The organism is Nocardia sp. CA-135953 (assembly GCF_050955735.1).
In the GTDB taxonomy this organism is placed as follows: domain Bacteria; phylum Actinomycetota; class Actinomycetes; order Mycobacteriales; family Mycobacteriaceae; genus Nocardia.
Window position 1 is genome coordinate 4,683,837 of the sequence record NZ_CP192082.1, and the last position, 18,340, is coordinate 4,702,176.

Annotated in this window: 16 protein-coding genes and 2 pseudogenes; 13 read left to right on the top strand and 5 right to left on the bottom strand. The window is 66.1% G+C overall.

Annotated elements, in window-relative coordinates; translation table 11 throughout:
* Positions 1–11 precede the first annotated feature (11 nt).
* Together ACQPXH_RS21585 and ACQPXH_RS21590 are read right to left on the bottom strand one after the other, a co-directional pair.
* Positions 12–1,067: an enoyl-CoA hydratase/isomerase family protein gene (locus ACQPXH_RS21585; protein WP_433598352.1), complete on the bottom strand. Its 1,056-nt coding sequence runs from the start codon at positions 1,065–1,067 to the stop codon at positions 12–14.
* 152 nt (positions 1,068–1,219) lie between these two features.
* Positions 1,220–2,665: an MFS transporter gene (locus tag ACQPXH_RS21590; protein ID WP_433598353.1), complete on the bottom strand. Its 1,446-nt coding sequence runs from the start codon at positions 2,663–2,665 to the stop codon at positions 1,220–1,222.
* 464 nt (positions 2,666–3,129) lie between these two features.
* On the opposite strand from ACQPXH_RS21590, the gene ACQPXH_RS21595 reads away from it, so the two are divergent.
* From ACQPXH_RS21595 to ACQPXH_RS21605, 3 genes are all read left to right on the top strand, one after another.
* Entirely contained in the window at positions 3,130–3,774 is a 645-nt protein-coding gene (locus ACQPXH_RS21595) for a TetR/AcrR family transcriptional regulator (protein ID WP_433598354.1), read from the top strand.
* A 390-nt stretch (positions 3,775–4,164) separates the two neighbouring features.
* On the top strand, positions 4,165–4,560 hold the full coding sequence (locus ACQPXH_RS21600) for an ectoine synthase (protein WP_433598355.1): 396 nt from the start codon (positions 4,165–4,167) through the stop codon (positions 4,558–4,560).
* The gene (locus ACQPXH_RS21605; protein WP_433598356.1) at positions 4,557–5,615 is read left to right on the top strand and encodes a threonine aldolase family protein; all 1,059 of its coding nucleotides are present in this window, start codon (positions 4,557–4,559) and stop codon (positions 5,613–5,615) included. Before ACQPXH_RS21600 ends, ACQPXH_RS21605 begins: the two co-directional genes overlap by 4 nt.
* 46 nt (positions 5,616–5,661) lie before the next feature.
* On the opposite strand, the pseudogene ACQPXH_RS21610 reads toward ACQPXH_RS21605, so the two are convergent.
* Both ACQPXH_RS21610 and ACQPXH_RS21615 read right to left on the bottom strand, forming a co-directional pair.
* Positions 5,662–5,820: pseudogene (locus ACQPXH_RS21610) on the bottom strand (acyl-CoA dehydrogenase family protein); the annotation flags it as partial.
* Between the two features lie 41 nt (positions 5,821–5,861).
* The gene (locus ACQPXH_RS21615; protein WP_433598357.1) at positions 5,862–6,320 is read right to left on the bottom strand and encodes a MarR family winged helix-turn-helix transcriptional regulator; all 459 of its coding nucleotides are present in this window, start codon (positions 6,318–6,320) and stop codon (positions 5,862–5,864) included.
* Between the two features lie 718 nt (positions 6,321–7,038).
* Here ACQPXH_RS21615 and ACQPXH_RS21620 point away from each other — a divergent pair.
* Together ACQPXH_RS21620 and ACQPXH_RS21625 are read left to right on the top strand one after the other, a co-directional pair.
* Positions 7,039–7,608 carry a DUF2165 domain-containing protein gene (locus tag ACQPXH_RS21620; RefSeq protein ID WP_433598358.1) on the top strand — a complete coding sequence of 190 codons (570 nt, stop codon included), beginning with the start codon at positions 7,039–7,041 and terminating at the stop codon, positions 7,606–7,608.
* A gap of 124 nt (positions 7,609–7,732) precedes the next feature.
* A pseudogene (locus ACQPXH_RS21625) lies at positions 7,733–7,906 on the top strand (MFS transporter); the annotation flags it as partial.
* Between the two features lie 5 nt (positions 7,907–7,911).
* Here the strand turns inward: ACQPXH_RS21625 and ACQPXH_RS21630 are convergent.
* Positions 7,912–8,649, bottom strand: coding sequence for a GntR family transcriptional regulator (locus ACQPXH_RS21630; protein ID WP_433598359.1), 738 nt, complete (start codon positions 8,647–8,649; stop codon positions 7,912–7,914).
* A gap of 193 nt (positions 8,650–8,842) precedes the next feature.
* Between ACQPXH_RS21630 and iolC the strand changes: the two genes are divergently transcribed.
* From iolC to ACQPXH_RS21670, 8 genes are all read left to right on the top strand, one after another.
* Positions 8,843–9,808, top strand: coding sequence for a 5-dehydro-2-deoxygluconokinase (gene iolC, locus ACQPXH_RS21635; protein WP_433598360.1), 966 nt, complete (start codon positions 8,843–8,845; stop codon positions 9,806–9,808).
* Positions 9,805–10,728 (top strand): Cgl0159 family (beta/alpha)8-fold protein, encoded by a 924-nt coding sequence (locus tag ACQPXH_RS21640; protein WP_433598361.1) that lies wholly within the window; start codon positions 9,805–9,807, stop codon positions 10,726–10,728. Before iolC ends, ACQPXH_RS21640 begins: the two co-directional genes overlap by 4 nt.
* A 5-nt stretch (positions 10,729–10,733) precedes the next feature.
* Positions 10,734–11,615, top strand: a complete 882-nt coding sequence (iolB, locus tag ACQPXH_RS21645; protein ID WP_433598362.1) for a 5-deoxy-glucuronate isomerase — start codon at positions 10,734–10,736, stop codon at positions 11,613–11,615.
* A gap of 93 nt (positions 11,616–11,708) precedes the next feature.
* Positions 11,709–12,599, top strand: coding sequence for an alpha/beta hydrolase family esterase (locus ACQPXH_RS21650; protein ID WP_433598363.1), 891 nt, complete (start codon positions 11,709–11,711; stop codon positions 12,597–12,599).
* A gap of 327 nt (positions 12,600–12,926) precedes the next feature.
* On the top strand, positions 12,927–14,372 hold the full coding sequence (gene gndA / locus ACQPXH_RS21655; RefSeq protein WP_433598364.1) for an NADP-dependent phosphogluconate dehydrogenase: 1,446 nt from the start codon (positions 12,927–12,929) through the stop codon (positions 14,370–14,372).
* Positions 14,373–14,448: 76 nt separating this feature from the next.
* Entirely contained in the window at positions 14,449–15,834 is a 1,386-nt protein-coding gene (locus ACQPXH_RS21660; protein WP_433598365.1) for a hypothetical protein, read from the top strand.
* A gap of 16 nt (positions 15,835–15,850) precedes the next feature.
* Positions 15,851–16,315, top strand: a complete 465-nt coding sequence (locus ACQPXH_RS21665) for a YbaB/EbfC family nucleoid-associated protein (protein ID WP_433598366.1) — start codon at positions 15,851–15,853, stop codon at positions 16,313–16,315.
* 61 nt (positions 16,316–16,376) lie between these two features.
* Positions 16,377–18,041, top strand: coding sequence for a hypothetical protein (locus ACQPXH_RS21670; protein WP_433598367.1), 1,665 nt, complete (start codon positions 16,377–16,379; stop codon positions 18,039–18,041).
* Positions 18,042–18,340 lie beyond the last annotated feature (299 nt).

Here is an 18,340-nt window from a genome sequence, read left to right on the forward strand (position 1 = left end):
TTCGTGTGCGATCAACTCCTCGTCTGTTCCACCGCGTCGACCATGCCCCACTCCAGTGCGGCCGCCGCGGTCAATCGCTGTTCGGTCAGCATCAACCAGGCCGCGCGCCAGCGGCCGATCCGCCGCGGCACGCTGACGGTACCGCCCGCCCCGGGCACCAGGCCCATCCGCAATTCCGGGAATGCGAAGTAGGTATCGGGGGCGGCGATCACCGTGCCCGCGAACGCGGCCACCTCCGCGCCCGCACCGATGCATGCGCCATGGGCACGCACCGTGACCCGGTCCCGGACGCGGTCGATGATCCGCCATGGCGCCCGATCCAGCCGAACCAGATACGCAGCCACCAGATCGGTCGCCGTCCCGAATTCGTCCAGATCGCCACCACTGCTGAAAACTGGTCCCGCCCCGTTGATTTCGACGGTGGTGAGCGTGGAATCGAGGTCGGCCAGGCGCACCGCCTCCAGCAGTTCCTCACGCAGCCGCATGCTGAGGGCATTGCGTCGCTGCGGGTGATTCAGCGTGATCGTCAGGCGATCGTCATCGCGGTGTGTCCGAACCAATGCATGCTCCGGCGGTGCGACCGTGCGCGGCGCGCCACGCCCGGCCAGCCAACGCTCGAATTCGGTGCCGCCGAGGAGCATCGAGTACACCGCCGCCTCCGCCGCCAGCGCGAGCACGGTCGGCAACTGCGCCGTCTGGCGCAGCAACTGTCCACACGCGACGGCCGCGCGGGGCGAATGCCGCACCGCCGCCCCCAGCAGCTCGAGCGCGGCATCGATATCGTCCACCACAACGGCCTGCGGCAACGAGTTCGCCGCGGCGTCCGTGGTGAGGGTGAGTGTCGCCGCCGCCAGCAGTGGCGTCAGGCCGGGTGTCGCAGGCCCACGCAGCACCCCGATGACGAGCGGTAGCGCCTGATTCATCCGCTCGGCGGTCCGGGCGATTCGGTCCGGTGGTTCCGTGCCGAACGCGTCCAGCGGGACCACCACCATAGGGGTGGCCGGAGTTCCGTCCGCGGTGAGCTCCACCGCGAACTCGTCGAACAAATCGATCCCCGAATCCGGCATAACTAAAACCTAGCCGCACCGCCGCCGAACTCGGCACCGACCTCGGCCTGCTCGACGACCGGCGCTGACGCATACCAGGCGGCGCCCCGAACCTGCTGTCGGTGCAGGTTCGAGTCGCCGCGCCCACCGCGCCACGCCGCGCGGGTGAGCAATCAGACCGGGACGAGGACTTCCGCTTCGGTCTGCTGGGCCGGACGGGCGGCAATCGCACGACGGACCGGAATGGCCATCGCAACCAGTGCCGCGAGAACCGATACGCCACAGCCGATCAAGAACGCGACGCGGAAACCGTCTTCGGTGGGGATGCTGTGACCGCCGACCGTCATGGTCTGCTGTGCCAGCACCGCGCCGACCACGGCCGCGGAGATCGAGGTGCCGATCGAGCGCATCAGGGTATTGAAGCCATTGGCGGCAGCGGTTTCCGACTGCGGCACCGCGCCCATGATCAGGGCGGGCATGGCGCCGTAAGCGAAACCGACACCCGAGCTGCAGATGATGTTCACGATCAGCAGGCCCCAGGTGCTGCCCATCAGGACCTCCGCGGCGCCGTAGCCGATGGCCATGACGACGGCACCGACGACAAGGGTGAACTTCGGACCGCGCATTGCCGACAGCTTCGCGCCGACCAAGGAAATGAGCATCATCATGATGCCGGCCGGGGCCATCCACAGACCCATCGCCATCATCGACTGGCCGAGACCGTAACCGAGTGAACTCGGCAGCTGCATCAACTGCGGGACGCTCAACTGCAACGTGTACATGCCGACGCCGATGGCGACCGTCGCGAGATTGGTGACGAGCACCTGTGGCCGGGCAGTGACCCGCAGGTCGACCAGCGGCTCGACGGTCCGCAGCTCCCACCAGCCCCATACCAGCAGCACCACTACGGCCGCGACGAACAGGCCGAGAATGCTGCCGCTCGTCCAACCCCACGTCGCGCCCTTGGACACGGCCAGCAGCAGTGACACCAGACCGGCGCCGAGCAGTATCGCACCGAGTCCATCGAAACGACCCGACGATCGCTCGGCAATACCCTCCGGGACGATCAGCGTGATCAGAGCGGTGGCGACCGCGACCAGCGCCGCCGCCGCCCAGAACAGCACCCGCCAGTTGCTGTACTCGGTGACCGCCGCCGCCAACGGCAGCCCGAGCGCGCTACCGATACCGAGCGAGGAGCTGATCAGCGCGATGGCCGAGCCGAGCCGCTCGGGCGGCAGCACATCGCGCAGTAGCGCGACGGCCAGCGGGATGGTGCCGAAGCCGAGACCCTGCAAGCCGCGGCCGATGATCATCGGCAGTAATGAACTCGCCATGGCGCAGACCACCGAGCCGATGATGAGCGGCACGGTCGAGGCGATCATCATCCGGCGCTTGCCGAACATATCGCCGAGGCGTCCGGCGACCGGGGTGGCGACCGCACCCATGAGCAGAGTGACCGTGACGACCCAGGATGTATTGGCCGCCGAGGAATTCACAATTTGCGGCAACTCGCCGAGCAATGGCACTACGAGCGTCTGCATCAGCGACGCGACAATGCCGGTATAGGCCAGCACCGCCAGGATGGCGCCTGGCCGGGCAGCGGAATCAGGCTTGTCCACCTAAATCTCCCTCGGACTCACAAGAATCAGCGTGTATCGCACACTATACGTGTATTATGCATTTCACGTGACCGATACATGCGTTGTGTGTGATGCACATCTCCGAGGAAGGAGGGCGTGGACAAGCGCATACAACTGATCGAGTTCCAGACCTGGCTACTCGGCCACTACCGACTGAGCCCGCAGCATCGGCGCAGACCGCGTCGTGCCACGAGTCGATGCTGAGGAAGATCCGACCGTCGGGCCGTCGCGAAGCGTCGCCGCGGCCGACCACGATGACCCGGTCGAGCGCAGCTCGTATCTGCTTCTGAGCCGCACTCCAGAGCTGAGAATGTCATCCTCCAGTTCGGAAATGAAGAGTCTCGCATTCGTTCGCTGACACAGCGTCCAGCCAGACGGACACACCCCGTTCTCCGGTAAAGTCCATCCATGTTCTCTCGACATGACCGAGGACCGGAGCGCCGGTGACCAGCCCGAGCGAGGAGCCCGCCTGGAAACAGCGCGCCGTCGAGCGTTCGCTACGGACCGCGAAATTGCGGGCCGAACAGCGCGTTCAGCGCTTCCTCGACGCAGCGCAGGCCATCATGACCGAGAAGGGCGGCACCGACTTCACCGTGCAGGAAGTCGTCGATCGTTCGCGCCAGTCGCTGCGGAGCTTCTATCTGCAGTTCGACGGCAAGCACGAGCTACTGCTCGCCCTCTTCGAAGACGCACTCGTGCGCACCACCGACCAACTGCGTGCCGCCGCCGACGCCAAGGCCGATCCGCTGGAGCGGTTACAGGTAACCGTCGAGCTGCTGTTCGAGTTGTCCCGGCCCGATCCGGCCGCACAACGCCCGCTGTTCACCGATTTCGCGCCACAGCTGCTCGTCACGCATCCGGCGCAGGTCAAGGTCGCGCACGCACCGTTGCTCGCACTGTTCACCGAACTCATGGAGCAGGCCGATCAGCTGCGCTCGGACGCGAATCCGCGGCGGACCGCGGCGATGGTCATGCAGACGGTCATGATCATCGCCCAGTCCACCGGTGGCACCGACGAGGAGACCGCGCACCCGCTGACCGCGACCGAGGTCTGGAACTTCTGCGCACACGGCTTCACCAATGATTGAGAATAAAATTCTCATTCGACGAGAGTTTCACTTACACCACAACGGCCCGGCCCAGTAATGCAAACGTCATTCGGCGGTCAGGTGAGCGGGTGACCTCGGCGGCGGTCGTGCGATAGACGAGCTTGGTGCTGTCGGCGTCGCCGCCTGCACCCAGCCTCAGCGCGCGAACCGCAGGTCGCGCCGCCGCCAAAGGGATTCCCGCTCAGAGCTGTCTAGGGAAATTGCCGGTGTCGCTGTCGTCGGTAATGTGCAGGCGCGAGCCGTACTCATTCGTCTCGCATGGCGCGATCTTAATGAAGGGGGGCATTCCTGCCACTGTCGGCGATGCTGAGCCAGCAGCGATGCTGTAAGTGTTCGCAGGAAACGCACGAAACAAAAGGAACGTACTCCATGATCGTCCGTTCACTGAGAGAGATCATCGGCACCGCGCGAGAAGTGAAGGGCCCCAAGTGGACCAGCCGTCGCCTGGTGCTCGCCGAGGAGAAGGTCGGCTTCTCTTTGAACGATACCGTGGTGGACGCGGGCACCGAGCTCGAGATGTGGTACGCCGACCACATCGAGGCCGTATATGTCATCGAGGGCCGGGGCGAACTGGTCGACGACGAGACCGGTGAAACGTGCCGCCTCGAGCCCGGCATGATGTATCTGGTCGACGCACACCAGCATCACACCCTGCGCGCCCACACCGAGTTCCGTGCGGTCTGCGTGTTCAACCCACCCCTCACCGGCCGTGAGGTCCACGACGAGAACGGCGCCTTCCCACTGCTGACAGAAGAGGATCAGTGAGCGACACCGCTGCCCACGGGGACGAGCCGCTACGCGGTTTCGCCAGTGACAACAACGCCTCCGTGCACCCGGACATCATGGCGGCGCTGGCCGCCGCCAACGAGGGCCACCAGCCTGCCTACGGCGATGACGTCCATACCGCCCGCCTGCGCGAGCTGATCAAGGACCATTTCGGCGAGCGCGCCGATGTTTATCCGGTCTTCAACGGCAGCGGCGCCAATGTGGTTGGGCTGCAGGCGATGTGCGACCGATGGAGCGCGGTGCTCTGCCCGGAGTCCGCGCACATCAACCTGGACGAGTGCGGCGCACCGGAGAAGGTGGCCGGGCTCAAGCTCATCCCGGTGCCCACCCCGGATGGCAAGCTGACGCCGGAGCTGCTGGACCGGTACGCGTGGGGGTTCGGCGATCAGCACCACGCCCAGCCCAAGGTTGTCTCCATTACCCAGAGCACCGAGCTCGGCACCCTTTACACCCCCGGCGAGATCGCGGCCATCGGCGCGCTGGCGCGCGATCGCGACATGCTGCTGCACGTGGACGGCGCCCGGCTGGCGAACGCGGCCGCCGCGCTCGATATCCCGTTGCGTGCGTTCACCACTGACGCCGGGGTTGATGTGCTGTCGTTCGGTGGCACCAAGAACGGCCTGATGCTCGGCGAGGCGATCGTGGTGCTGAACCCGGACGCGGTGCGCGGCGTGACGTATCTGCGTAAAGCCGGGCTGCAGTTGGCCTCCAAGATGCGGTACGTGTCGGCGCAGTTCGTCGCACTGCTGGAGGGCGACCTGTGGCTGCGCAACGCCCGGCACGCCAATGCGATGGCGGCCCGGCTGGCCACGGCGGTCGCCCGGGTGCCCGGCGTCGAGATCGTACGGCCGGTCCAGGCGAACGCCGTCTTCGCCGTACTGCCTCGGGACGTCACCGAGCGGCTGCAGAAACTGTTCCGCTTCCACACCTGGGACGAACGCACCGGCGAGGTCCGTTGGATGTGCTCGTTCGACACCACCGAGGCCGACGTGGACGCCTTCGCAGCCGCCATCACCCGGGAGATGACCACGTGAACAGCGCACCGGGGAGTTCGGCACCGACCCCGACGACGAGCAGCTACCCATCGTCGATCACCACTGCTCGATCGGCGCCGTGCGCGTCGATCGCCCGGTCCGTAACCGCGACGGTCCAACGCTGACCGTCATCGGCCGGACCGCGCAGATCATCGGCCAGCACCGGTCCCAGGAACGGTACATCGACCAGTCCGCGCCCGAACTCTGCAGAAGTACCGGATCCGGCGGAGCCTGCGCGAGGGGTGATCAGTGGCTGATGGTGGAATGCCGCGGCCACGGACGGCCGTGGTAGCGCTCGATATCGGTGTTGAAACGTTCGAGATAGGCGGCGAAGGCGGCGACGTCGTCGGGCGTCCAGTCGGTCATGATGGTGTCCAGATTGCGAACGCTCTGCGTGCGGTCGGATTCGAGTCGGCTACTTCCCTCGAGGGTGATGCGGAACAGTCGAGCCATGCCGCCCTCGGGGTCCGGAATCCGCTCGATCAGCCCCGCGCGCATCATCGCGGCGGTTTGTCGACGCAGCGTGGACGCCTCCAACCCCAGTGCGTCGCTGAGCTGACCGATCGACATCGGCCCTTCCCCGTGCAGTCGGTTGAGCAAGGTGTACGCGCTGCGGTCCATGCGACTGGCACCACGCCGAGACGCGAGGCTGTACCGCCCCAGCAGCATGGTCTCGAATTCGATCAAATGCGTGGGCTTGTCCATCCCGACCCTTCTGCCGATCCGCGCATCACCAACGACGCATGTATTTCACACAGGAAGTGCGCGACCACCTCGAATGTGCATCTTACACGTAATATGTATCATACACGTCGCATGTGACCCAAAGAGCGCGCCTGCTCCGGTCAGGCGCGCCTCGGTCGGGGCAAGACGTGGGCTTACTCAGGTCGTACACCGTCGTGCCGCCGACCGTAATGGCGGTGTAGTTCGCCTTGACCCCAGCGGTGATTTCGCTTGCGCTGCTGTTGGATCCGCCGCCCAGGCCGTCGCCCGCGATGATAGGCGATATCGCCGTTGGCGACGTACTGCTGGAATTGCGCCAACGTCGGTGAATTGTCGCTGCCGGTGCACCGCCGATCGCCATAATCGAAGCGCCGGTGGACAATTCGAGGCCGCTCATCGACTGCCGCTGCGGCCCGACGGGTGCCGGTATTGCGCAATCCGTAGCGCCGGCGCCGGATCAAGATCAGGTGAAACTGGTGGGGGCCTTCTCGACGGATGCCACCACAGATTCCACTTGATCTTGATCAGGGCGGCGGCGGGAGCGGAATGCTCGCATCGGCGAGGACCGATTGTGGGCTGAACAGCTTGTGAAACAAGGCATTTCGAATCATGCGAGTTGAAGTATGATGGCCCGGGCTGTCGGTTCGGGGTAGCATGCGGCGGTCTCGAATCTTGTGCCAGATCGACCGAGGTGGCGGATATGGGTCTGAGTGGTAAGCGGTTCCTGGATGTGGCTGGGAGCAGGGATACTGCGGTGACGGTGCTGGCATCGATCACAGCGTTGTACTACCTGATCGTCGCGGTCACCAACTGCATCGACACCGATACCAACCGGCGCGGCGTGCAGGCCGTGCTGTCGATGCAAGCCACGATCCACCACCCCAATGTCGACTGGCATGCCATCACCAACAGCACGGTCGTCCTTATCGCCTACATCCTTATCGTGACCTGGGAGTATCTGACCGGCTTCGTGCTGCTCGCGGGGGCAGTGACCGGCTGGTGGGCACTGTTCGGCCGGAATTCCGCCAGAACCGCAGTGGCAGCGAAGTTGTCGAGCCTCGGCTGGACCATGGCGGTACTGCTGTTCGCGGGCGGCTTCCTCACCATCGGCGGCGAGTGGTTCCGGATGTGGGCGAACAAGCAAGTGAACGCCACGTCGGCGGCACTGCAGAACTTCCTCCTCGCGGCCGTGGGACTCATCCTCGTGCACATGTCGACCCGCTCCGAAACCCGAGTCGGCGTGGAAAGCGATACTGTCCCCCAGCAGTAGCAGATCACCGCTGAGCTTGCCGGTCCACGCCCGGCGAACATTCGAACGGCGGATAGCGGGAACCACGCTGCGAGGTGCACACGACACCGACCTATCGGATCGGGCTGTCGATGTTGCCGCGTACATGATCGCGGTATTGCAGCGGACATCATTCGGCGTATCCGGGTTGGCTGCCGCCGAGCGGTACCACGCGAGTCCCGCGACATTATCCGGATTCGTTGTGCTGCAGGTCATCGTGTACGCGGGGATGCAGATTCCGGCGGGGTTGACGCTGGATCGGTTCGGCTCGCGCGCGATGACCCGTCAGCGACTCAGCACCGTGGTATCGAAGAAATGGCGCGAGGCTCGGTAGACATGCCTGCCCATTTCGATGGGACGCCCGGAATCATCGAAGGCGACCCGCTGCATGGTTAGCAGCGGCGCGTTCGTGCGCTCGTCCAGCAGTTGCGCCTCGGCCCTGGTGGCACCGCGCGCACCGATCCGCTGGCGCGCGAGCGCGATGTGAATTCCCTTGGCCCGCAGGCATTCATAGAATCCGTGCACTTCGAGCTGGTCGGGCGCGGGTGCGAATTCGGCGGGCACGTAATTGGTCATGACGGCCAGCGGCTCATGCCCGGCACGGCGCAGCCTGCAGAAGGTCACGAAGCGAGCGTCCTCGGGCACGCCGAGTTCGTCAGCGATATCCGGATCCGGAGCGCCGAGCTGATAGTCGAGCAATTCGGTGGTCGGTTCCTGACCTGCCGTGAGCAGATCGTCGTACAGACTGGTCAATTCGACCGGCCGACGCACCTGGTTCTGCACCACCTGCGTGCCCACCCCGCGCCTGCGCATCAGCAGTCCTTTGTCGACCAACGCCTGGATTGCCTGCCGTGTGGTCGGCCGCGACAGATTGAGCCGTTTGGCCAGATCGAGCTCGTTCTCGAGGCGATCCCCCGGGGCGAGCCGACCTTTCAGGATCGCGTTCTCGATGCCTTGTGCCAGTTGGAAATACAGCGGGACCGGGCTCGAGCGGTCGATCGCGACATCCAGTGGCGCGGGCATCGTCGGCTCCTCGGGGCGAGCGGGCGCAGGTGAGCGCCAGTTTCTTCCACTGTAAGTCACATCGCGCAGTTCTTGTTGATATGTCCGTAAGTCAGTATGTCCTGACAAAGTCTTGACAAGCGGGTATGACGGGCGCAAAGTCTGGATACGCGGCTATGCCCGTCCCCCGAGGCCCGAACCCTGGAGTCAGCCTGTGAACGCTCAATTCGAGGTCGTATCGACCGGTCGGGTCGGCGTCGACATCTATCCACTGCACGCCGGAGTCGGGCTGGAAGATGTCGACACCTTCGGCAAGTTCCTCGGTGGCAGTGCCGCCAATGTCGCCGTCGCGGCGGCGCGGCTCGGCCGGCGCACCGCGCTGTGGTCCGGCGTCGGCGCCGATCCCTTCGGTCGATACGTGCGGCGCGAACTGGTCCGGCTCGGCGTATCAGATGCCCTCGTGCAGACCACCGATCGCCTGCCGACCCCGGTGACCTTCTGCGAGATCTTCCCGCCGGACGATTTCCCGCTGTACTTCTACCGCGAACCCAGCGCGCCGGACCTGCAGATCACCTGCGGCCAAGTCGATCCCGACATCATCCGCGGCGCGGGCGTGTACTGGTCGACTGTCACCGGTCTGTCCCAAGAGCCCTCTCGTGCAGCGCATTTCGATGCTTGGTCGATCCGGGAACGGCGGCCGCTCACCGTGCTCGATCTGGACTACCGGCCGATGTTCTGGGCCGACGAGAAACAGGCCGGCACACAGGTACGTGAGGCGCTGACCCAGGTCACGGTGGCGGTCGGTAACCGCGAGGAGTGCCGCGTCGCCGTCGACGAGACCGATCCGCATCGCGCCGCCGACGCACTGTTGGATCTGGGTGTCGAACTCGCCATCGTCAAACAGGGGCCGGACGGGGTGCTCGGCAAGACCCGCCACGAATCCGTCGCGGTGCCCCCGGCCACCGTCGAGGTGCTCAACGGCCTCGGCGCGGGCGACGCCTTCGGCGGCAGCCTGTGTCACGGCCTGCTGGCCGGATGGGAGCTGGAGACCGTCCTGCGCCGCGCCAATGCCGCCGGGGCAATTGTGGCCGCCCGGCTCGAATGCTCCACCGCCATGCCGACCAGCGCCGAAATCGACGATCTCGTCGCGCTGTCATTGATTGGAAAGGCCCGGAAATGAAAGTGGCGTCGCGCAGCGATTCGACGAGGACTGGCGAAGGAGTGCTGTCCTACGCCGAGCTGACCGAGTTGCGTGCGGCCGATCCCGGCGCCATCGCCAGAGCCTTCGCCACGCGGACCCGTCGCGGTCTGGTGCGCGGCGACGGCCGGTTGATGATCATCGCCGCCGACCACCCGGCCCGCGGCGCGCTGGCGGCGTCCGGCAATCCCTTCGCCATGAACAGCCGCAGGGAACTGCTGGACCGGCTGGTCACGGCATTGGCCCGGCCCGGCGTCGACGGTGTGCTCGGCACTGCGGACATCATCGAGGATCTGCTGCTGCTCGGGGCGCTCGAGGACAAGGTCGTCTTCAGCTCCATGAACCGCGGTGGCATCGCGGGCGCGGATTTCGAACTCGACGACCGGATGACCGGATACACCGCGCGGGCGACCGCCGCGGCCGGACTCAACGGCGCGAAGATGCTCAACCGGTTCGATCTCGCCGATCCGGGCACGCTGTCGATGATGACCGCGAGCGCCGCCGCCATTGATGAGCTCGCCGCGCTCGGTTTGGCCGCGATGCTCGAGCCGTTCATATCGCATCGGCCCGATGGGCCGGGGACCAAGGTGGTCAACGATCTGTCACCGGATACGGTCATCAAGAGCGTGCACCTGGCGCAGGGATTGGGCTCCACTTCGGCCTATACCTGGCTGAAGCTGCCCGTCGTCGCGGAGATGGAGCGAGTCATGGATGCCACCACCCTGCCCACCCTGCTGCTCGGCGGCGATCCGCAGACCGGCCCGGACGAAACCTACGCGCGCTGGTCCAAAGCCCTTGCGCTGCCGGGTGTTCGGGGCCTCATCGTGGGCCGTGCGCTGCTCTATCCGCCGGATGACGATGTCGCGGGCGCGGTCGATACGGCCGTATCGCTGGTGCGGTGATCGCGATGCACAGCAAACATTACGTGCCCGCCGCCCGCACCTATCGCGCGCCGTACACGGTGGCACTCACCCAGGAGGCGGCCGAGTGGGATCACGCCAGCCTGCACGTCATCGAACTCGCGCCAGGGCAATCGCATCGCACGCACAGCCGTGCCGATGAGATCGTGGTGGTTCCGCTGTCCGGTTCGTGCACCGTGGCCAGTGCTGCCGAATCGTTCGAATTAGCCGGACGCGACAGTGTTTTCGACGGCCCGACCGATTTCGCCTACGTCGGACGGGACAGCGCCTACACCGTGACCAGTACCGGCGGTGGGCGATTCGCGCTCGGTGGCGCACGTGCCGAGCAGCAGCTGCCGTTCCGCTATGTGCCCGCCGCCGAGGTGGCCGTGGAGTTGCGCGGTGCGGGCAATTGCAGTCGCCAGGTGCACAATTTCGCGACCGCGGACACCTTCGAGGCCGAATCGATCATCGCCTGCGAGGTGATCACCCCGGGCGGGAACTGGTCGTCGTATCCGGCGCACAAACACGACGAGTTCTCCGATACCGAGACGCCGCTCGAGGAGATCTACTACTTCGAATTCGCCTGTGGCGCAGACGATTCGCCGGGCTTCGGCTATCACCGCGTGTACGGGACCCCCGAGCGACCGATCGATGTGCTGGAAGAGGTCCGCGACGGCGACGTGGTGCTCGTGCCGCACGGCTACCACGGCCCGTCCATCGCCGCGCCCGGCTATCACATGTACTACCTGAACATCATGGCCGGTCCCGGACCGGAGCGGGCCTGGCGGATCAGCGACGACCCGGCGCAGACGTGGCTGCGCGGCACCTGGACCGATATGGCGATCGATCCGCGACTTCCCATGAACGCCGAGGAGACTCCGCGGTGAGTCGATCGACCACACCGAATCGCGGCACCCGCTGGACCTGGCGGCACAAGCTCGTCACCTGGCCGAGGCGAGGGCGGTGGTATACCTCGGCTGGTGAGCGATGAGTTGGTGACCGGTGAGTTGGCCATTGACGGGCTTGCGCGCAGCTTCGCCGTGCGTCCGCCACGTGTACCGAATGCGCCGCTGGTACTGGTGCTACACGGCAATCACTCGGGCAGCGCGCGGACGTACACCAGGCCGATCATGTACGACTGGACCAGTTTTGCCGCCCATGCCGACGAATGGGGCATTGCCGTCGCGTATCCCGACGGTCATGGTGGCTGCTGGGCCGATGGGCGCGGTGTCACCGCTGCCGACGAGGCCGGGGTGGACGACGTGTCTTTTCTGCACGCGGTAATCGATTGGTGCGCCGACCGGTTCGGCGCCGCACCGGATCGGACACTTGTCGCCGGAATATCCAACGGCGCGTTCATGTCCCACCGATTCGCAGTGGAAGCCGCCGATCGAGTGCCGGTATTCGCCGCGGTCGCAGGCGGCTTCCCGGCGGCATTGCTCGATATGCGGCCAACCCATGCGGTATCGGCGATGCTCATCAATGGTGACACCGACCCGATTCAACCGATCACCGGCGGCCACTCGCGCCACTACGGAGCGAACGGCGAACCTCGCGGCCGCACACTGGGATTGCTCGAAACCGCTCGTCACTGGCAGGCACTCGATCGCTGCCGGCACGACGGCGGCACGATCACGACCGAGCACTCGGGCCGACACACGATGACCGGCGGCGTCGGCGGGACACAGGTCACGGCATGGACGGTATTCGCCGGCGGCCACACCTGGCCGGGCACGCCTGTCCCCGCCGAATGGGCCGACTCCCCCGGCGCCGCCGTAACCACCGAATTCGACGCCGCAGAACAGATCTACCACTTCGCCCACCCCCTCCTGACCCCACCAGCAACCCGCAAGCTCACCCCAACGGCGTGACCACCCGACGAGAATGCGCTGGTGGCGGGGCATTCTCGACATTTGCCGCCAGTGATACATGGTGATCGGTTGACCAGCCCTGGGAAATGGTCGGGTCGGTACCGAGCCCCTCGTGACCGAGGAACCACTCGGTCACCGGGTCGCCGATCGGGCGGCCGAAACAGCCATGACCGCCGTCCACGCGGCGCCTACCGCGAACAGTGAACGGACCTCGAACGCGGCCCTCGGATGAAGCGGGCGCTACCGCGAACACCGGCGAAACGCGAAAAGGCAGTAGGGCTAGGCTGCTTGCGGTAGGTGAGAAAGCCGAACGGAGAGGGCTGATATATGGCGTCCGCAACAGCATCCGCGCAGATCGGGGTTACCGGCTTGGCGGTCATGGGTAGCAATATCGCCCGGAACTTCGCCAAGCACGGCTACACGGTGGCGCTGCACAACCGCAGCATCGCCAAGACCGACGCACTGCTTGCCGAACACGGCGGCGACGGCGACTTCGTGCGCACCGAAACGATCGAGGAGTTCGTCGCAGCGCTGGAGAAGCCGCGCCGGGTGCTGATCATGGTCAAGGCGGGCGATCCGACCGATGCCGTCATCGAGGAACTCGCCGCTGCCATGGAGCCCGGCGACATCATCATCGACGGCGGCAACGCGCTCTACACCGATACCATTCGCCGCGAGGCCGCCATGAAGGCACGCGGGTTGAACTTCGTCGGCGCGGGCATTTCCGGTGGTGAGGAGGGCGCGCTCAACGGTCCCGCGATCATGCCGGGCGGCCCCAAGGAATCCTACGAATCCCTCGGTCCGCTGCTGGAGTCCATTGCGGCGCAGGTCGACGGCACGCCGTGCTGCACGCATATCGGACCCGACGGCTCCGGGCACTTCGTCAAGATGGTGCACAACGGCATCGAGTACGCCGATATGCAGCTGATCGGCGAGGCCTACCACCTGTTCCGCGACGCGCTCGGCTTCGACGCCAAGCAGATCGCCGATGTGTTCACGCAGTGGAACTCCGGCGAACTCGAGAGCTACCTCGTCGAGATCACCGCGGAGGTGCTGAACCAGGTCGATACGAAGACGGGGCAACCGCTGGTCGATGTCATCGTCGACGCGGCCGAGCAGAAGGGCACCGGTCGCTGGACGGTGAAGTCCGCACTCGATCTGGGTATCCCGGTCACCGGTATCGCCGAGGCGGTCTTCGCACGGGCGCTGTCGGGCTCGCGTGCGCAGCGCAAGGCCGCGGTCGGACTCGCCGCGGGCAAGCTCGGCGAAAAGCCTACCGACGTCGCGCAATTCACCGAAGACATCCGCCAGGCGCTCTACGCGTCGAAGATCGTCGCGTACGCCCAGGGCTTCGATCAGATCGCCGCGGGCAGTACCGAATACAACTGGGACCTGCGCCCCGGCGACATGGCCACCATCTGGCGCGGAGGCTGCATCATCCGAGCCCGCTTCCTGAACCGGATCAAAGAGGCATACGACCAGAACCCGGAACTCCCGAGCCTGATCCTGGCCCCGTACTTCCGCGAGGCGATCGAAACGGCCATCGACAGCTGGCGCCGCGTGGTCGCCACCGCCACCCTGCTCGGCATCCCGGTGCCCGCGTTCGCATCCTCGCTCTCCTACTACGACGCCCTGCGCGCCGAACGCCTGCCCGCCGCGCTCACTCAGGGCCAACGCGACTTCTTCGGCGCGCACACCTACGAGCGCATCGATGCGCCAGGCAAGTACCACACGCTGTGGAGCGGCGAGCGCAGCGAGGTTTCGGCCGACTGATTCGAGCGCCATCCCAGCTCTGGGAAGACCCCAAAATTAGGGGCCGGGTGTAACGCGCTCGCATGAGGAGGACTGTTTGGCGGACGAACCACACGAACCGGCCGCCGAGCAGCGGCTCGCCGATGCGCTGAAGGCGCTCGGACCAACGGGTTGGCAGCAAGCGGACGCGGTGTTCGCGGTCACGGTGGCAGGGGAAGTCGGGCAACTCGCGTACTCCGTCGGCGATCAGGTCGTTCCGCTATCACCCTCGGAGTCGCTCCTCGCTCTCGTCCGAGAAATGCGTACGCTCACGGCCCGCTCCAATGGCGGGCCGTGGTGGCGCATGCTGGTCGTGCTGGCAGAGTCCGGCGAGATCGACATCGATTACGACTACGGCGAGCAGCCGTTTCCGCCTGGGCAGCTGTTCGGTCCGGAGGCATATCGCGCCGACCTCCAGACGTATCCGCGCGCCAAAGTACCTGTGTGGATGGGTGCCTACATCGGCCACGGCGACCGCCAACGTCGCACACCGCAGCAGGCCGCCGCCCAGGCGCGCGCAGATCGATCCGGTCAGGTGTGGGCGACACTGGCGGAATACGAATTTCCCCCATTTCCGCAGATGTGGGCGCGCTGGGCGACGATCGCCGCGGCATTCGTCGCCGCCCGGTCGGAGCACGGTCCGCGGATGGAGCCGTGGACGGGAGTGTTCGAGGGCGCGGCATTGCACGGGTCGACGCTGCACGCGCTCCCGGCCGGGCGGGCCGTGCTCTCGGGCGGGGTGTGGAATGCCCCGACCTTGGACGCGGTCTACAACGGCGGCGAGCCGATGCCGAATCTCTATGCAGGCGCACCGGATTGGGTAGCCGATCCGGTACTCGACCCACGCGCCGCATCGGGTCTGCTGTCGTTCTGCTACTGGTGGGAGTCCGGGCGCTGGTATCGCGGGGCGTCGCCGTCGGCGGAGGAGTGCGCCGTTGCGGTCCCGGGGGTGTGGACCAGGGAAACGGTGCTGGGGATCGTCGCTGAACTGCTCGGCGCGGAGCCGAATCCTAGTGCACGCGAAGCGATTCCCGCGCTGCTCGCTGCGGCCGAGGGCGGTGGCGTCACGCGCCAGGAACTGGTCGCGGTGTTCGGTGAGGACGGCCGGTTCGATATCGACGGTGCGCTCTATCATTACTCGCTGGCCGGATTGGCGCCGCCGACGCCTGAGCCGATGCACGCCGCGGAGGCGATCTCCCGGGTGCGCGATTACATCACCGGGCGCGTACTGGACACCACGGGATATCCGCTCGAGCAGTTGGCCGCCGAACGATTCGGCGTCGGCTGGATGGTGCACGTGCCCGTGCCTGCCGGGATGGTCGCGACCGATCGGGCGATCTTCTATGTCGGCGACGACGGTGTGCTGGAGCAGTCGTCATCGTCCATTGATCCGCCGGTCTATATCGCCGACTTCGAACGCCGATACGCCGAACGCCACGGCTGAGACCCGGAGGGACGTCATGGACCGGTGGGAACGAGAAGGGCTGCGCTCGGCCAACTTCGGGATACGCAATCAGGTCGAGAACATTCTCGACGCACTCGCCGAGCAGCGCGCCGACCAGGCCGAGGCCCAGCGAAAGTTGGACACCGCACGGAGCTGTGCGACCTCGGCAGATGGTCTGGTGGAAGTGACAGTCGACAGATCCGGCGTCCTCATCGATGTGCGGTTCACCGCGGACGCCGCGCATAGTACCGCCGAACAGCTGGGCCGCTCGGTCACCGAGGCCGGGCGCGAGGCGGCCCGTCGCGTGCGAGAGCAGACCACACAAATACTGGCCCCGGTCGCCGCGGCCATCCACGCCATGCCCGACCTGCCTGATCTGGTGCTCGGCGCACCGAGCCTGCGCGCGCCGAGCGAAGTCGAGAATCGCGACGAACAGCCGCACTATTCCCAACGCCGGGAAGGCGGGCCCCGTCCACAGTAAGATTCATTGCCAGGCAATCGCCTCCTCGGTTTCGCTGGTGAGGGTTGAAGGGTGACCGGGCATGGGCCAGTCGTTGCATATCGATCCGAATCGCCTGCATGCCCTCGTCACCGAACTCGCCGCGGTCGCCGAATCCGCACATCAAGATCTGGCCGACCTGAAGAATGCCTTGGCCCATGAGGGCAAGCCATGGGGTGACGACGAGCCGGGGCGAATGGTCGGCGATACCTACGAGCCGCAGGCGACGAAGGGGCTCGAGGGGTATCAGAACCTGGTCGAGAATCTGCGCGGATTGAGCAAGGGGGTCAGCGAGGTCAGCGAGTCACTCCACGACCAGGACCAGAACAGCGGCCGACAGATCCGCGGCACCGGCTCGAAACAGCCGGTGTCCATTGCGCCGGATTCGACGTGGCCCGGTACCGATACACCCAGAACCAGTTCGCCCACAACCGATTCCGGATCAAACTCGGCCAACGAGAACGCAACGCCGACACAGCTGAGCGGTACGACTCCCTCCGCATCCCAGCCCAACGCGATCCCGAGCGCCTACCCGAAATCGGAGCCCACCGACTACAACCCGATCAGCACACCCATATCCGCCGGTCCGCAACCCGTATACCCGGATTCGGACACACCGCCGATCGGATCGGACACCGCGCCGCAACCTGCCGCCGAAAGCTCGGCCGCGGCAAACGAAGACGCCGCGTCACCGCCGGTCGCGGATGATTCGATCCCAGCCACACCAGGCGCGGCATCGCCCGCCACGGCGGCGCCACCGCGGACCGGTGATCCCGCGGTCGCCGAGAAGCCCGCGGGCACACCGTGGTCGCGAACACCGGGGACGGCTTTTCCTTCGATACAGTCGGGTACCCCCTGGTCGGGTGCGCGTACCGGTGCTCGCCCACCGGGACAGGTCTTCGCGCCGCCGCCGACCGGCGTGGGTCCGGCGCAGCCCACCGACCCGAAGCGAGACGGCAAGTCCCGCAAGAAGAAGCGCGAATCGACCGCGGCGGAGCACATCCGAGTACCGACCGATGCGGCGGCACTGGCGGCGGCCCAGGAACTCGCCGACCGGCACGAACTGCGGATGGTCGGCTTCGAGACCTCGGGTATCGGAGCGGAGATGGTCGCCCAACTGGCGGCGGCCATCGATGACATTCTCGGCAGATTCCCGTTCGTCGAACTCGGCGGGATCGAGATCACCGAACTCGGCGACCGGATATCCCGGGTAACTCGGAATCGAAGCGATGACGGGCCGGAAGCGGCGAGCACCGCGTCGTGGATCCAGCTCGACCGCACACTCGTTGCGAATCCGGCCAAGTTCAGCGAAAAGATCTACGCCGCAATACAATCCGGGAGCTCCGTAGCCGGATCCGAGGAGCGACCGATGTATTCGACGATCGTCGGCGACCTCGGCCGGATCATGGCGGAGCGGGCGGGGCAGCCCATCCGGCGGTTGGCGCAGCGGTCCCTGATCACCGAATATCAGCGGATCAACGGCCCCTGGGACGGCGGGGATTCCCTGGCCCGCATCGTCGGTGGCTACCGGCGGTGGCGAGACCAATTGGGCGGCAACAGCATCGTTGACGGCCGGTTCCAGCCGCACGCGGCGTTGGTCGCGGCATTCGCCGAGTTGGAGTTGCGTGGCGACGACGCGTGTGGGCCGGCACGGGTGCTGTATCGGTTGTTGGTGGAGGGCGCTAGAGGGCGGTCGACACCCTGGTGAGTGTCGCTATCCCACCCGACTTCCCGGACTGGCTGACACGCTGGGTGATCGGCCACTTCCCGGTCGGTAAACCCAAGGACATTCGCGCCGCCGCCGACGCATGGGCGCGCTCGGCCGAACGTCTCGAAGTCACACTGCAGCACCTCGAACGACTCGCACGCGACGTGCCTGCGGCGATCCAGGGCGAGGCCGGCGAGGCGATCCAGAAACAGCTGAAAACCGAGATCGCCAACACGCGCAATCAAATCGAATTCGGCGACGGCATGGCCAGCCTGCTCTACGACTCGGCCAACGCGATC

Excerpts from the sequence above, each read along its gene's own strand:
- ACQPXH_RS21585 (WP_433598352.1), bottom strand. The coding sequence starts at position 1,067 with ATGCCGGATTCGGGGATCGATTTGTTCGACGAGTTCGCGGTGGAGCTC.
- ACQPXH_RS21600 (WP_433598355.1), top strand. The coding sequence starts at position 4,165 with ATGATCGTCCGTTCACTGAGAGAGATCATCGGCACCGCGCGAGAAGTG.
- ACQPXH_RS21615 (WP_433598357.1), bottom strand. The coding sequence starts at position 6,320 with ATGGACAAGCCCACGCATTTGATCGAATTCGAGACCATGCTGCTGGGG.
- ACQPXH_RS21620 (WP_433598358.1), top strand. The coding sequence starts at position 7,039 with ATGGGTCTGAGTGGTAAGCGGTTCCTGGATGTGGCTGGGAGCAGGGAT.
- ACQPXH_RS21630 (WP_433598359.1), bottom strand. The coding sequence starts at position 8,649 with ATGCCCGCGCCACTGGATGTCGCGATCGACCGCTCGAGCCCGGTCCCG.
- ACQPXH_RS21640 (WP_433598361.1), top strand. The coding sequence starts at position 9,805 with ATGAAAGTGGCGTCGCGCAGCGATTCGACGAGGACTGGCGAAGGAGTG.
- iolB (WP_433598362.1), top strand. The coding sequence starts at position 10,734 with ATGCACAGCAAACATTACGTGCCCGCCGCCCGCACCTATCGCGCGCCG.
- gndA (WP_433598364.1), top strand. The coding sequence starts at position 12,927 with ATGGCGTCCGCAACAGCATCCGCGCAGATCGGGGTTACCGGCTTGGCG.
- ACQPXH_RS21665 (WP_433598366.1), top strand. The coding sequence starts at position 15,851 with ATGGACCGGTGGGAACGAGAAGGGCTGCGCTCGGCCAACTTCGGGATA.
- ACQPXH_RS21670 (WP_433598367.1), top strand. The coding sequence starts at position 16,377 with ATGGGCCAGTCGTTGCATATCGATCCGAATCGCCTGCATGCCCTCGTC.